Consider the following 14,546-nt stretch of genomic DNA (forward strand, 5'->3'; position numbering starts at 1 on the left):
CATTTTGAATGTGAGTGAGGAAGATCCCATGAAAAAGTGGATTAAAATTACAACGTGGATTGTTTCCCTTTTTGTAATTGTTGTATTTGGTTACGCCATATATCTCTACCAATTCGTTAAATCAACGGCTGATCAAATTTATGAGCCACGAAATCCTGTAAAGCCTGTCTCGGTCACAGATAGTAGAGGCGGGCTTCCAGTGGATATCAACAGTAAAGAGCCTTTTAATGCGCTCATTCTAGGTGTGGATGAGCGTCCGAATGATCGCGGGCGCTCGGATACGATTATCGTACTAAGTGTGAACCCCGGAAAAAAACAAGTGCTCATGTTTAATATTCCAAGGGATACACGGACAGATATTGTAGGACACAATACTGTAGATAAGATCAATCATGCTTATGCCTTTGGAGGCGTGGATATGTCGGTAAATACCGTTGAGCAATTTCTGGGAGTCCCCATTCATTATTATATGAAAGTGGATATGGAGGGCTTTGCCAAAATCATTGACCTAGTCGGAGGTGTAGATGTAAACAATCCTTTTGCATTTGATTATGAGGGTCAGAGTTATAATCAAGGGAATATTCATCTGGATGGTGTTGCTGCGCTCGGATTTTCAAGAATGCGCTATGATGACCCGAAAGGGGATTTGGGTCGTAATGATCGACAGCGTGAGGTATTGAAGCAGATGCTTAAGAATACGATGCAATTCTCCAGTGTATTTAATATTCAAAAAATGCTGGATGAACTAGGTACTCATGTCAGAACGGATGTTACTTTTGATGAAATGAAGGAACTCCTCCTCGATTATCGCAATGATTTGGAGAATGTAGATACGGTGGAAATCCAGGGTAAAGGCGAAAAAATTGATGGGATTTATTATTACATCGTGGATCAACAGGAAAGGGATCGTATTCACGGCATACTTGAAGAACATTTGGAGAAATAAACAGAAATATTGAAAGGTTTTTTGAAAGTGGTGAGGACCTTGCTTATGGAGGAGGATTACGGTAAACGAAGACATAAACACAATCGTAAACAACGACCTTATGTTTATATTCTGTTACTGCTGCTGATCATCTCGTGGATTCTGGTCATCTGGTCCATGTCCGCACAGTCATATCAGCAGCAGAACATCCAGCCATGGCTTCATCAATGGATCGAGAAAGTGCAGATTGGCTTCGTACTTCCTGATATTCAATTCACATATGGGGAGTATGAGTATTCACTAAAGCAAAGGCCGTATGATTTTGCAGAGTTCATTTTTCGCAAAAGTGCTCATCTATTTGTATACGCTGTGCTCGCCATGCTTGTGTATGGCGGGCTGCGATACAGGAGAATCCGCATCATGACTTGTATTGTAGTTGCTCTGGCTGTGGTACTTATCATCGCATCCATTGATGAGTATATTCAGCAGTTCAGCCCGAATCGGACAAGCTCGATACGTGATGTTGGATTGGACTTGCTTGGTGGTTGCTGTGGGATTGCCGTATATGCATGGCTTCTGTCCATCACCCGCAGGATCAGAAAGGGAAGGTGTGATTCAGTTCACGATAAGTGATTTCCCAGGAAATGCTGCCTTCAGAACCCGCTTCTAGCTTCTACTTGTCTGCTATCCATCATAAGTATGGAGTAGGACAAGGAGGGCTGGACATGCTGCGAAGAAGGACCCGGAATGCTTTGCTCAAAAAGATCGGCTTCATCGCGATCATTGTATTATTGCTGTGGTTGATTGCCAGAACCATTTCGTATCTGTTTCAGGCAGATACATCGGATGAAGCTGCTGCTGTTGCCGAAGAGTTCTACAAATATGAGCAGACGGGTGACTTCGGCAGTTCATGGGAACTTTTTCATCCCCTGATGAAAGAGCGGTTCCCCAAGAGTGCTTACGTACAGAACAGAGCACATATATTTATGCAGCACTTTGGCGTGGAAACGTTTGAGTTGGAGATGGAGAAGCCGAAGCGCGAGTTCGATGTAACCGTGATCGATGGCGTTAAGCCATTTTCTGAAGCCTACCGAATTCGGGTCACCCAGAAGTACTCAGGTACCTTTGGCCAATTCGATATTGTGCAGACCTGTTATCTGGTAGAGGATGGCGATGAGTGGACCTTACTCTGGTATTATCCAAATCAGAAAAATGAGGATACCTCGCAGGTCGACAATAGTGACTGATCAAGAAATAATATTAACCCATACATTGAACCGAATTGTATCATTTACCTAACATCTGGCTCCATAAATGCGAGACTTTTGTCGCATTTATGGAGCTTTTTTTGTATTTTGCTTGTTTTTATGGCTTTGAAGCCTTGACATTAGTCCCGGTGTCAAGTAAATTACGAGATAGATACAAAATGTATCAATTTTCAGCGTCTAACGACAAATAACAAGGACTTCTAAGCTCCTTGTGAGGGGAAGGAATATTATTGATCGAAACGGGCCGCTTTTACTGTGTCAGTTGTGGGATGATTGTGTCGGTCACTAGAAGCTCTGTAGAAATGAAGGAAGAGGGCAATGGAGGCAATCACGTATTTCGCACCGGATTCTACCGGAGTGAAATGCCGCTTGGATGCTGTGAAGCGTGTGTAGTTGAAGCGAAACGTCAGGGGAAATCCCAGTTTGCGGGACAATATACTAAAGATTATGATACACTATGTTCATATGAGAAACGGGCATGAATGATGTGCTCGTCCATGAAGGAGGGGATTGAATGCAGCAGGAGCCGGTCGTCCGGATTCAGGGCGTCAGCAAAATTATATCCTCCCGATCATTGGTCAGCGACCTGACTCTGGATATTTCTCCGGGGCAGGTTTTTGGTTTTTTAGGACCTAATGGCGCGGGGAAAACAACAACGATTCGGATGATGGTTGGACTGATGTCCATCAGTAAAGGTGACATTTTCATCTCGGGACACAGTGTGAAGAATGAATTTGAACAGGCGGTAGCCCAGGTAGGAGCTATTGTAGAAAATCCGGAAATGTACAAGTTTCTGACCGGGTACCAGAATCTCGTTCACTTTGCCCGCATGTCGCCGGGAGTTACGAAAGAACGTATTGCGGAAACGATTGAACGTGTGGGGCTTACCGCCCGTATTCACGATAAGGTCAAAACCTATTCACTGGGCATGCGCCAGCGTCTGGGGGTCGCGCAAGCGATATTACATAAACCGAAGCTGCTTGTACTGGATGAGCCGACCAATGGTTTGGACCCGCAGGGTATACGGGAACTGAGAGATTATTTGCGTCAGCTCACCCAAGAGGAAGGTATTACGGTCTTTGTATCCAGTCATTTATTGTCGGAGATGGAGCTGATGTGTGATACAGTGGCCATCATCCAGAACGGCAAGTTGATCGATGTAAGAAACCTTCGGGCTGAAGCCGGTTCGGATGCATTAATCGAAGTTGCTTTTGAGCTGAATGATGCTGACCGCGCTGCGGATCTGATTCAGGGTGCTATCGTGCAGGGCAATGTCCTGGTGATGCGGGTGTCTCGTGAGCAGATTCCGGATATCAATGCCAAGCTGGTTAGTGAAGGGTTTCAGGTATACGGTATTCGTAACGTGACTCACACCCTGGAAGAACAATTCTTGCAAGTCACTGGGGGTGGAGGAATTGGGTAGTTTTGGTAATCTGATATTGAATGAGAATATGAAAATTTTCCGTCGTCCCCGTACCTGGATCATGTTATCGATTCTGGCGCTGATCTCGCTATTAATGCCAGTGTTACTGCGAGAAGGCATGGGGTCCAATGAAGTTTTGTACTGGGAAGCGGCTGTAACGACCATCCAGATTACGTTTTTCCTGAACACAATCTTCTGTGTCGTGATTGCAGCGGAATCGGTCGCGGGCGAATTTACCTGGGGAACCATCAAGCTATTGCTGATCCGTCCATGGTCACGAAGCAAAGTTCTTGCTTCCAAATATCTGACCGTCGTTGGCTTCAGTATTGTCAGTACATTGCTGATCATCGCGATGGCCATGCTAACGTCTTATATCCTTTTCTCGCATGATGCTCCGGGAGGAAGCAGTAGTCCGGCTACGAATGCTCTGACGTTATGGGGATATTTGTACGTTGATCTGTTCATTACGCTTGCGATTGCTTTTATGGTGTCCTCCGTATTTCGTTCAGGTGCACTTGCGATTGGATTATCCCTGTTCATTATGTTCTCACAGAGTATCTTCTCGCTCATATTCAATCCGGTCCGTTATGAGTGGGCCAAGTATGTTCTATTCAACAACATGGATCTGAGCAAATACATGACCTCCGGGGCGGATTTTGCATTAATGGGTGGCCCAAGTGCAGGAATGACACTGGGTTTCTCCATTGCAGTTCTGGCGGTGTATTACGTTATTTTCATGGTGATTTCCTGGGTTGTATTCAGCAAAAGAGATGTGGCAGGCTAACGCCTGCTTCTTTTTTTTGCTCCAATGTTTGTTTTGGAAAGAAAATAAGTGTATATTCAGCATCGCCTGTGGCATGACTGTCATTTAAGGGTACTTATAAATGACTAGATATACATATGAACGCTCCAGTCAATTTGGCAGAGCAGCGCATGGAGGGATCACGTTTCTTGATAAATAACAAGTTCTACCGCATATGCACAGCGATTATTCTGCTGCTGCTCATCGTGTATCTGGGGGAAAAAGTGAACTTTATTTTCAGCCCCTTGACCTCACTGATTCATATCATCATCATTCCGCTGCTGATTGCTGGTTTCTTCTATTATCTGCTGCGCCCCCTCGTCGATTATATGGAAAGGCATAAGATCAAACGTGCATTGTCAGTTCTGATTATTTATGTCGTAATTGCACTAATCCTTGCAGGTTTTAGTGTGCTTGTATGGCCTTCCCTGCGTGAACAATTGATGAATTTCGTGGAGAATGCTCCAGCGTTGGTTACTTCACTCAGCGATCAGTTGAATGCACTTGAAAAGAGCAATTTTGTGTTCAGATACCTGCCTGATGATTCCAATCTATTCTCACGATTATCCGATGTTCTGAGCCAAGGGATCACACAGGTAACCAATTATGTCTCAGGGTTATTCTCCGTGGTATCCAATCTGGTTATTATCCTGGCAACGTTTCCGATCATGTTGTATTACATGCTCAAGGAAGGCAGCAAGTTTGGAACGAATCTGACTTTATTGCTGCCAAGACATTATCGGAAGGATGGGGAAGAAACCGTCCATGAGATCGATGAAGCACTAAGCAACTATATTGTTGGCCGGGTTATTGTTAATGTAGCCCTGGGGATTTTGATGTACATCGGTTTTCTCATTTTAGGTTTGCCTTACGCAATGCTGCTGACGGTTGTATCCATTATTCTGAACTTCATCCCTTATGTGGGTGCTTTGCTGGCAGCTATTCCGGTTGTCATTGTTGCGTTTATCGAATCACCTTCGATGGCGATCTGGTCACTGGTCATCATTGTAATCGCACAGCAAATCCAGGATAACCTGATCTCACCTTACGTCTATGGCAAGCAGCTCGATATTCATCCACTGACTACCGTTATCCTTTTGCTCGTGGGTGCTGACCTGGGAAATATCTTGGGTATGATCATCGTAATTCCTCTATATATGATTCTGAAAATTATAGTTCGCAAAATCCATTATCGGATTGTTGAAGATAAGACTGAAACTTAAATGGAAGTTGAAATACAACGCTATCATGTGTGCCACTACTAATGTTTGTTATTGAATCACATCGATAAGCTCATCAGGATAAGCCGCATATCAATGGTGAAGGGTCAGGTAAGTTTACCCTCGCCATTGATATGTGGCTTTTTTCCATACATATTGTTCACCCATGTTATATCTGTTATACTTGATATATAACAGATAACAAAAAGAAGGTGAACCCTTGATTATTCAACTGGATATGCAATCCGAACTTCCCATCTATTCGCAACTTGTTTATCAAATTATTGAAGGCATTGCTAGTGGTGAGTTACAGCTAGGTGAGGCGTTGCCTTCGGTTCGGAATTTGGCAGCAGATATTGGTGTTAACCTTCATACGGTCAACAAGGCTTATACACTACTCAAGCAAGATGGATACATTCTGATTCATAGACAAAAGGGAGTTGTAGTGAACCCTGATGGAATGCCTGGTTTAACGGATGATTTTTTGAAAAAGCAGCAAAGAGAATTAAGACCGATTATTGCAGAAGCGATCTGTCGCGGAATGACCAAAGAGGAACTATCTGCGGTGTTAGACCAAATGTATTACGATGTAAAGATGGGTCACAACAAAGAATAAAAAATCAAGGGAGTGTGTTATGTATGCAGCTATTTAATATATTACCTATCATTTTAATCTTTGCCCCATTAGCCTTACTTCTATCCTTTGCACCATATCTGACAAGGGAAACCATTAGCTTTGGGGTTACGGTAAGTCAATATAATTACTACACACCCACCTTACGTAAGCTAAGGAGTACGTTTGCTACCGTAAGTCTGATCGGAAACGGGATGATTATACTTATCTGTCTGTATTTTCTCCGATCTGCTAATGAAGATTCTACCGCAATGATTACCGGTGTTAGTACAATGATATTTATTGTGTACTGGGCAGCACTACACATCTTATTCCATTTCAAGATGAAAAAGATAAAAGGAACACTTACAACTGTAGAAGCACCTCAAAGAGTTAAAATCGATACCACCTTCCGCCAAAATAAACTCACCTATTCCAACTATTGGTTTCTCGTTCACATGGCTATTATTGTAGCTATTGCAATCATTACGATCCTGAATTATAAGGCACTCCCTAACGCCATTCCCATAAAATATGATCTTCAGGGCCATGTCACTTCCAGTGTACCTAAAACCTACCTCTCGGTACTGGCTATTAATCTTGTACAGCTAGGAATCATTGCACTTCTGATGTTGGTGAACTGGAGTATTAAATCAAGCAAACAACAGCTTACTACGTCTAATCCGGGCCAATTTGCTGCTGAGAATATTCAATTCCGCCGTAAATGGTCCCTATTTACGATTGTAACAGGCTTACTTCTTACCATTTTATTTGCCTTAATTCAGATCAGTATGTTCGTCCCTAATCTGGTCTTGTTAACAGCTATTAGCCTCATCACTCCTGTGGTGATCGTATTAGGTGTTGTATGGCTGTCTCTCACAGGCAGACAAGGCGGTGGGAAAATTCGTAATCAACAAAAGGATCACGAACGATCTAAGGAGCAGCCTGTGAATGACGATGATTATTGGAAGCTTGGGTTTATTTACTTCAATGCCAATGATCCTTCTTTAACCATAGAAAAGCGTTATGGAATAGGTTGGACGATTAACTTCGCTCGTCCACTATCTTGGGTCCTGTTGTTATTCATCATTGCTATTGTTGTTATAAGTATAGTTCTGAGCCAATAACTGCTCATAGATCTATGCATATGATAGATAAAATGATTAGGAGGAATTATTACAATGAACAATTGGAAAAAGCTATTACTTTCTCTTACTTTCGTAGGTCTCATCCTTCCGGTGACATCCATCTCAGAAGCTGCTGAAAAATCTGCTGGTAGTGAAAATCTTGTTCCTATTCGTGAGATTGCAGAAAAGAATGGGGCAGAGGTATCTTGGCAACAAAAGACAGGCGAAATCACAATACGAAAAAGTGAGCTTACGATTATAGTTAAGGTAGGAGAGAAACAGGCGATGGTGGATGGGCAAGCCATATCCTTAAACAATCCTGTTCAGTTAACGAAAGGAACTACCTATATGGATGGGGCATTTCTTTCCGAGACGCTGAAGGCAGCACCTGAGGACAGATTCATTTCACTTATTAGTGAGGGCGATGGCAAGGAGGCTGCCAAGTATGTTCATACCTCTGTGAGTGGAGTGTTGTCACCCACGTTGTTGAGCCAGCTGTGGGGAGCTTTAGAAGGACAAAATGGCAAAATTACAAGTGAAGCCATAGCTAAGCATGTAGAAAATAATACAGTGCATCGCAATGTTACCTATACGTTCAAAACAGAGCTGACTCGTTTGAATATTACGGTCAGAATGAATCATAACGGACTTGTGGATGATTTGCATATTGCCGCCGCTACGCCAGATGTGTATCAAAAACCAAGCTACGACGACCCATCTGCCTATACAGAACAAGCCATTACGGTTGGTCAGGGTGATTTGGCTTTGCCAGGGACATTAACTTTGCCCAAGGGAGAGGGACCTTTCCCGGTTGTCATTCTGGTACACGGATCTGGGCCTAACAATCAAGATGCTGCCATTGGTGGTGCAAAGCCGTTTCGCGATCTTGCGGTAGGTTTAGCTTCACAAGGAGTTGCTGTATTAAGATACGATAAGGTCACGTATGAGCATACCTATAAGGTGGCTTCACAGCCTAAATTCACATTAAAACAAGAGAGCGTAGATCAGGTAAATGATGCAGTGGAATTCCTTAAAAAGAATGCACATATTGATTCTACAGCGATTTTTGTAGCTGGACATAGTCAAGGCGGGTTTGCAATGCCATTAATCATTGCTGAGGATAAACAACATGATATTGCAGGAAGTATTCTACTTGCTGCACCAAGTAGTAGCTTCGTGGATGTGCTTACCGAGCAGCAGGACGAATTGGTAGAGCGGATGAAGCAGCTTGGTTTAGACACGGAGATGATTCAAGGACAAGCCGATTTTTATAAAAATGTGACTGCGATGGTTAAAGATCCAAAATACTCTGTAGATCATCTTCCTGAGGCGTTTCCACTTCAACCTGCTTATTGGTGGTTTGAGCAGAGAGATTATGTGCCTGCGGAACTGGCTAAAACACAAAATACACCTATGCTTGTTATACAAGGCGAAAATGATGTGCAAGTGTCTATGGATCAATTCCAAACCTGGAAATCGTCGCTTCAAGGTCATTCCAATGTAACGTTCAATAGCTATCCAAAGGTAAATCATCTTTTATCCAGCTATGATGGACTTTCAATCGGTCAAGAGTACGCTGAGCCATCTAATGTCTCCAAAGCCATTATCGATGATATTGCAAAGTGGGTATTAAAATCTAACTAAAAACGGGAGTTCCATTCTTGGTTGAATGATAAATTGGAGAAGTGACGGATGGGGCGAGATATATAAGAAGAGCACTTACCGATATAGGCAAGTGCTCCTTTTCTTTTTTTACAAATTTGCTTTATTTAGACCAATTGGACTCTTTCTCGTCTTCATCGGTATAATCAGACATGGTCAGTGGTTCCTTGGGAACAACGGCCACTTTGTAGAACCGATTTTTATCTTTTTCCAGCAAAACAAAAATTAGATTCTCGAACTCATATTCTTCCTGTTCGTTCATCTCGGGACGATGGCTGTAGAGCCATCCACCAATGGTGTCCCACTCATCTGCATCCAGGCTGGACATAAACATGTCGTTCACCTTCGATAAGGAAACCTTACCATCCATAATGACATAGTTCTCATTGATGACTTGAATATCTTCCACTTCGTCTGCGTCGAACTCGTCGCGAATCTCACCAACAATCTGCTCAAGTACATCCTCGATGGTTACAATTCCGGAAGTTCCGCCATATTCATCGACCAGCACGGCGATATGTACGCCATCCTTCTGCATTTTCTTGAGCAAGTCCTTCACAGGAGTTGTTTCGTGAACAGCCGATACAGGCTGGATCAGGGAGGATAGATCGACAGGTTCATCGTTTCCGTAAAGTTCCAGGAAGAATTGTTTCGTATTAATGATACCGATGATATCGTCTTTACTCTCATTAACTACCGGAAAACGGGTATATTGTTCCTCACGAATGATCTCCAGGTTTTCCTCATTCGTTCTATTCACATAAAGGCAGACCATATCGGTCCGGGGTACCATGATTTCTTTGGCTAACATCTCATCAAAGGCAAAGATCCGGCTTACATAACCGAACTCGGCTTGGTTGATTTTACCACTTTCAAAGCTTTCATTAATAATGATCTGCAACTCTTCTTCGGAGTGTGCATCTTCATGCTCGGAAGCAGGTTTGATTCCGAACAGTTTCACCAGTTGGTTCGCTGAGCCGTTTAACAGCCAGATAAAAGGATACATAATTCGGTTAAACCAGATGATAGGTGTAGACGTCAGCAGTGCAACAGTCTCGGCTTTCCGGATTGCAATCGTTTTTGGAGCGAGTTCACCAACCACAACATGCAGATACGTGATGGAAGCAAACGCGATAACAAACGATAAGAATGAAGAAACCGCCTCAGGAATTTGCAAGCTTTCAAACACAGGGTGGAGAATCTTCTCTACCGTCGGTTCACCCAGCCAGCCCAGTCCCAGAGATGTGATCGTGATTCCAAGCTGGCAGGCAGACAAATATCCGTCCAGATTGGCAACGGCTTGTTTAACAGCCAGCGCACGCTTGTTTCCTTCTGCAATCATTTGGTCGATCCGGCTCGGTCGAACCCGCACCAGAGCGAATTCCACTGCAACAAAAAACGCCGAAAGTCCTATCAAAAAAGCAACCATTACTAAATTTAACGCATACCTCTCACTTTCCATTCACTGCTCTTCTCCTTTAGGTAATAAGTTTTTAACGATTATTATATCTAATTTTACGTAAGAAGACCACCTCCAGACAAAGAAATGAGGAAGAGTCTGGAAGGTGGAATGAGCAGATTGGCGTCACAAAGCGAATCTGCTCCATCATTAAACTGATATGTAGAAGGTAACACAGTCAAAATATACAATGAACAAAGTAGAAATCTGAATTTCCAGAATCAAGTATTCCGTCTGCTTATGTAAAGTTTTATCTAAGTAAACGTTACGAATAGGGGGTACAATGGGTATCTATGATTAGCTGATTACATAATCGTCAAAGCTGTGTAGGTGAGAGAAGGGCAAGGTCATGAAGCTTGCTACTTGAGGAGGAAGCCAAATGTTCTGGCTGGTCATTATATTACTCGTATTTATTTTCCAGGCAGCCACAATTCTACTGCTGGAATTTCGTAATCCGGCTAAAGCTGTGGCTTGGCTGTTTATTTTGTTCTGCGTGCCTTTGATCGGTTTTGTAGTGTACTATTTCGTAGCGCAGGATTATAACAAACGAAAAAAACTTCGCAAAGGTGGATCGCGGATCTTCCGTGAAATGAAGGAAACGATCTGGGAACAAGCCCACATCATTGGAGATGTCGAACATATGCCTGGTGATCGTTTCAGCCACCAGCATCGATTGTTTAACCTGTTATCCCATCTGTCGGAGAGCCCGATTACAGGTTGTAACAACAGTACGGTGCTCACAAATGGTGAAGAGGCATTTGCGGCAATGCTGAGTGAAATGGAAAAAGCAAAGCACCATCTACATGTGGAATTTTACATTTTCCGTGATGATGTGATCAGTACGAAGTTTCAGGATGTCATGATTCGCAAGGCACAGGAGGGCGTGAAGGTTCGGTTTATTTGTGATGGTCTCGGCAGCCACAAGATGAGTTGGAGTTTTATCCGCAAACTGCAGGATGCAGGTGTGGAGTTTCATTATTTTCTCCCACCACTGATTGCAACGATTGACCGAAGAGTCAACTACCGGAATCACCGTAAAATTGTTGTTGTGGATGGACAGGTTGGCTTCGTGGGTGGCATTAATGTAGGCGATGATTACCTTGGACGATATCCGGAGGTGGGTTTCTGGCGGGATACACATGTGCAGATTGAGGGAGATGCCGTATATTTCCTGCAAAGTACGTTCCTTAACGACTGGAAATTGGCTTCCGGTGAGCGAATTACCGAACCCCAGCTTGTGGAATTGTTTCCACCTCATATCTGTAGCGGGGAAGAACGAATTCAGATTCTGGCCAGTGGGCCGGATCAGGACTGGGATGCCATTCAGGAAATGTGTTTTGGAGCCATTTCGGTAGCCTGTGACCGGATTTACATTACCACACCTTATTTTATTCCTGATCCTGCCCTGTATGAGGCACTCAAAACAGCCGCTGTCAGTGGCGTTGATGTGAAAATTATCATTCCGTATCAATCCGATTCAAAGCTTGTTCATTTGGCATCCCTTTCATATGTAGAGGAACTTCTGCGAGCAGGTGTTGAGTTCTTCCAATATCGCAAAGGTTTTGTACATGCCAAAGTGATGATTGTGGATGAGTTGCTTGCAACGGTAGGCACGGCCAATATGGATATGCGCAGTTTTTTTTGCAATTTTGAGTTAACGGCTGTCCTGTTCGAGTCCTCTCCGATTCGTCGTTTGATCACTGACTTTGAACGTGATCTCGGGGAATGCAGTCAGATCAATGGGGAGGTATTTCAGAGGCGTTCACGACGGCAAAAAGGCGCAGAAATGCTTTCTCGGATGCTTTCTCCGCTTCTTTAGCCGATTTAGGGCAGATTTCTGAAGATAAGTTCACTTTTTGTGAATTTATCTTCTTTTTGCTAAGTATTTTGCGCAAATTTGATCTTTTATGATATAATAGATATATAAATTATGTCTTGGTGAGGAGGGGAGTCTGCGGGAAAACAGGCTCCCTTTTGCTCTCTTCTGAAAGTGCAAACCGGGATGAAGACCATTTTGAATCCATTTTATATCGCCTTTAGATGCTTGTGCTTGTATAGCCAGGGTACATGTAGAACGCTGTTTTCTAGATGTAGATTCACCCTGAGTATTTAAATGATTTATAAAATGGATTCACACACTGATTTAACGGGGGGGATACCATGTCCAATGTAACGGTGAAAGAACTAACAGCCAAGCCAGCTGACCGCGGGGTCAAAAGCTCGGTGTTTACATTAAAGCTGCTGCAACGTATTGTGATGATTCTGATTGGTGCTGCACTAATGGCTGTATCACTTGAAATATTCCTTGTGCCCAATGGCGTAATTGATGGAGGGATTACAGGTATTTCGATTATGGTGTCAGAGCTTACACATCTGCCGCTCGGAATATTCCTGACCTTGCTCAACTTGCCTTTCCTGATTCTGGGATACAAGCAGATTGGTAAAACATTTGCATTATCCACGCTGCTGGGGATCGTGGTCATGTCCATCGGGACTTCATTATTGCACCATGTTCCTGCATTAACACCAGGAGAGCCATTGCTCGGAGCCGTATTCGGCGGATTGATCCTGGGTGTGGGGGTTGGACTCGTTATCCGTTCTGGTGGTTCACTGGATGGTACGGAGATTGTCGCCATCCTGCTGAGTGAGAAATCACCGTTGTCTGTAGGACAGATCGTATTGTTCATTAACGTGTTTATTTTCGCAGGTGCAGGATTTGTATTCGGCTGGCCGAACGCCCTGTATTCCATGATTGCATATTATATTGCGATGAAGATGATTGATATTGTGAATGAGGGACTTGACCAGTCCAAATCAGTATGGATCATTAGTGATAAATATCGTGATATCGGTTCAGCCCTGACAGACCGTCTTGGTCGTGGTGTAACTTTCCTGGATGGAGAGGGCGGATTCAGCGGGGACGAGAAAAAGATCATCTTTGTCGTGATCACCCGTTTGGAGGAAGCGAAGCTTAAGACCATCGTTGAAGATTGGGACCCGCAAGCCTTTGTGGCTATCGGTAACATTCATGATGTGAAGGGCGGACGTTTCAAGAAAAAAGGTATCCATTAGCGATTGATATACGCATGAATGATAATAGCCGACACCCTTGTGATGAGGGAGTCGGCTATTTTTTCTTCAAATGTTTGAGAATGAGCTCCACCGGTTGGGGTTCAACAGCTGCGATTAAATCACCGGTTTGGTTCAAGCGTTCAATAATGTTCATCAGATGGTAATCCTGGATGGAGACGTTGCTTCTAACCTCGTCCCAGGTAAGGGGTGTAGAGACAGTGGCCCCGGATTTGGCACGTGGTGTATAGGGAGCGGCAAGGGTCTTGCCTCCATAATGCTGGAGATAGTCAAAATAAATGCGGTCTCCACGGTCCTTTTTGAGTCGTTCCAGTGTGAACAGATCCGGGTGCTTCTGAGTGACATATTTACCCACAAAATAACCGATCTCTCTCAATTCATCAAAGGTTACTCCTTGCACAATGGGAACGATGATTTGAACTCCTGTTGCGCCCGAAGTTTTGGGAATAGACCTCAGACCAAGGGAAGTCAGGGTTTCGCCAACGATGAGTGCAGCATGCATGATCCGCGGTTCATGTTCCTGAGAGGGGTCCAGATCAATCATCCATTCACTGGGCAGATGGCTTCCCACAGTATGCAGAGAAGGATGAAATTCAAGTGCGGCCAGATTGCCAAGCCATAACAATTCCGGAAGTCCATTCATGACCACATAGCGGATGCCGTCGTGAACTTCAGTCCGCACATAATCTGGTATAGGCTCAGGGGCATTCTTTTGATAGAAAAATGTCCCTCCAGCGCCGTGGGGATATCTTATCGTGGTGAGAAGTCGATTGTTCGTATACGTGAGCAGATAAGGAGCCAGAGCGGCCAGCTTTTGCAGATAGATGGCTTTGGTGACACCCGCATCCGGCCATAACAGCTTGTCCGGATTCGTTACCGTCAGTTCTGTGCCTTCTATTATGATGGTTCCCTGGATCTTGGGGGCCATATGGAACACCTCCTATACGTGTAATCAAT

Annotated in this window: 14 protein-coding genes; 12 read left to right on the forward strand and 2 right to left on the reverse strand. The window is 43.8% G+C overall.

Translation table 11 applies throughout. The annotated features are described in order from the left end of the window. The first annotated feature begins 28 nt into the window (after positions 1–28). The 10 genes from MHB43_RS06815 to MHB43_RS06860 all read left to right on the forward strand — a co-directional run bounded on the left by MHB43_RS06815 (position 29) and on the right by MHB43_RS06860 (position 9,022). Positions 29–946, forward strand: a complete 918-nt coding sequence (locus MHB43_RS06815) for an LCP family protein (RefSeq protein WP_405131599.1) — start codon at positions 29–31, stop codon at positions 944–946. Positions 947–991: 45 nt separating this feature from the next. Then, positions 992–1,558 (forward strand): VanZ family protein, encoded by a 567-nt coding sequence (locus tag MHB43_RS06820; protein WP_405131600.1) that lies wholly within the window; start codon positions 992–994, stop codon positions 1,556–1,558. A 92-nt stretch (positions 1,559–1,650) separates the two neighbouring features. Then, a complete protein-coding gene (locus tag MHB43_RS06825; protein WP_405131601.1) occupies positions 1,651–2,172 on the forward strand; it encodes a hypothetical protein in 522 nt (173 codons plus the stop codon). A 251-nt stretch (positions 2,173–2,423) separates the two neighbouring features. After that, positions 2,424–2,675, forward strand: a complete 252-nt coding sequence (locus tag MHB43_RS06830; RefSeq protein WP_143760279.1) for a hypothetical protein — start codon at positions 2,424–2,426, stop codon at positions 2,673–2,675. 32 nt (positions 2,676–2,707) lie between these two features. Further along, positions 2,708–3,616, forward strand: a complete 909-nt coding sequence (locus tag MHB43_RS06835; protein ID WP_221819126.1) for an ABC transporter ATP-binding protein — start codon at positions 2,708–2,710, stop codon at positions 3,614–3,616. Next, entirely contained in the window at positions 3,609–4,400 is a 792-nt protein-coding gene (locus tag MHB43_RS06840) for an ABC transporter permease (RefSeq protein ID WP_036668933.1), read from the forward strand. Before MHB43_RS06835 ends, MHB43_RS06840 begins: the two co-directional genes overlap by 8 nt. Positions 4,401–4,567: 167 nt before the next feature. After that, positions 4,568–5,641, forward strand: coding sequence for an AI-2E family transporter (locus MHB43_RS06845; protein WP_339182703.1), 1,074 nt, complete (start codon positions 4,568–4,570; stop codon positions 5,639–5,641). A gap of 217 nt (positions 5,642–5,858) precedes the next feature. Beyond that, positions 5,859–6,254: a GntR family transcriptional regulator gene (locus MHB43_RS06850; protein WP_339182704.1), complete on the forward strand. Its 396-nt coding sequence runs from the start codon at positions 5,859–5,861 to the stop codon at positions 6,252–6,254. A 23-nt stretch (positions 6,255–6,277) separates the two neighbouring features. After that, positions 6,278–7,378 (forward strand): DUF1648 domain-containing protein, encoded by a 1,101-nt coding sequence (locus tag MHB43_RS06855; protein WP_405131602.1) that lies wholly within the window; start codon positions 6,278–6,280, stop codon positions 7,376–7,378. 54 nt (positions 7,379–7,432) lie between these two features. Then, positions 7,433–9,022 carry a stalk domain-containing protein gene (locus MHB43_RS06860; RefSeq protein WP_339182708.1) on the forward strand — a complete coding sequence of 530 codons (1,590 nt, stop codon included), beginning with the start codon at positions 7,433–7,435 and terminating at the stop codon, positions 9,020–9,022. A 121-nt stretch (positions 9,023–9,143) separates the two neighbouring features. Here MHB43_RS06860 and MHB43_RS06865 read toward each other — a convergent pair whose 3' ends face one another. Beyond that, the gene (locus MHB43_RS06865; protein WP_076209623.1) at positions 9,144–10,502 is read right to left on the reverse strand and encodes a hemolysin family protein; all 1,359 of its coding nucleotides are present in this window, start codon (positions 10,500–10,502) and stop codon (positions 9,144–9,146) included. A gap of 376 nt (positions 10,503–10,878) precedes the next feature. Between MHB43_RS06865 and cls the strand changes: the two genes are divergently transcribed. After that, on the forward strand, positions 10,879–12,318 hold the full coding sequence (gene cls, locus MHB43_RS06870; protein WP_339182710.1) for a cardiolipin synthase: 1,440 nt from the start codon (positions 10,879–10,881) through the stop codon (positions 12,316–12,318). A 341-nt stretch (positions 12,319–12,659) separates the two neighbouring features. Beyond that, entirely contained in the window at positions 12,660–13,571 is a 912-nt protein-coding gene (locus MHB43_RS06875; protein ID WP_405131603.1) for a YitT family protein, read from the forward strand. Between the two features lie 55 nt (positions 13,572–13,626). Here the strand turns inward: MHB43_RS06875 and ligD are convergent, their stop codons facing one another. Beyond that, positions 13,627–14,517 (reverse strand): non-homologous end-joining DNA ligase, encoded by an 891-nt coding sequence (gene ligD, locus MHB43_RS06880; RefSeq protein WP_405131604.1) that lies wholly within the window; start codon positions 14,515–14,517, stop codon positions 13,627–13,629. Positions 14,518–14,546: the final 29 nt, after the last annotated feature.

Origin of the sequence: Paenibacillus sp. FSL H8-0317, assembly GCF_045040685.1 — a bacterium.
Taxonomy (GTDB): Bacteria; Bacillota; Bacilli; order Paenibacillales; family Paenibacillaceae; genus Paenibacillus.

Excerpts from the sequence above, each read along its gene's own strand:
- MHB43_RS06815 (WP_405131599.1), top strand. The coding sequence starts at position 29 with ATGAAAAAGTGGATTAAAATTACAACGTGGATTGTTTCCCTTTTTGTA.
- MHB43_RS06820 (WP_405131600.1), top strand. The coding sequence starts at position 992 with ATGGAGGAGGATTACGGTAAACGAAGACATAAACACAATCGTAAACAA.
- MHB43_RS06825 (WP_405131601.1), top strand. The coding sequence starts at position 1,651 with ATGCTGCGAAGAAGGACCCGGAATGCTTTGCTCAAAAAGATCGGCTTC.
- MHB43_RS06835 (WP_221819126.1), top strand. The coding sequence starts at position 2,708 with ATGCAGCAGGAGCCGGTCGTCCGGATTCAGGGCGTCAGCAAAATTATA.
- MHB43_RS06855 (WP_405131602.1), top strand. The coding sequence starts at position 6,278 with ATGCAGCTATTTAATATATTACCTATCATTTTAATCTTTGCCCCATTA.
- MHB43_RS06860 (WP_339182708.1), top strand. The coding sequence starts at position 7,433 with ATGAACAATTGGAAAAAGCTATTACTTTCTCTTACTTTCGTAGGTCTC.
- MHB43_RS06865 (WP_076209623.1), bottom strand. The coding sequence starts at position 10,502 with ATGGAAAGTGAGAGGTATGCGTTAAATTTAGTAATGGTTGCTTTTTTG.
- cls (WP_339182710.1), top strand. The coding sequence starts at position 10,879 with ATGTTCTGGCTGGTCATTATATTACTCGTATTTATTTTCCAGGCAGCC.
- MHB43_RS06875 (WP_405131603.1), top strand. The coding sequence starts at position 12,660 with ATGTCCAATGTAACGGTGAAAGAACTAACAGCCAAGCCAGCTGACCGC.
- ligD (WP_405131604.1), bottom strand. The coding sequence starts at position 14,517 with ATGGCCCCCAAGATCCAGGGAACCATCATAATAGAAGGCACAGAACTG.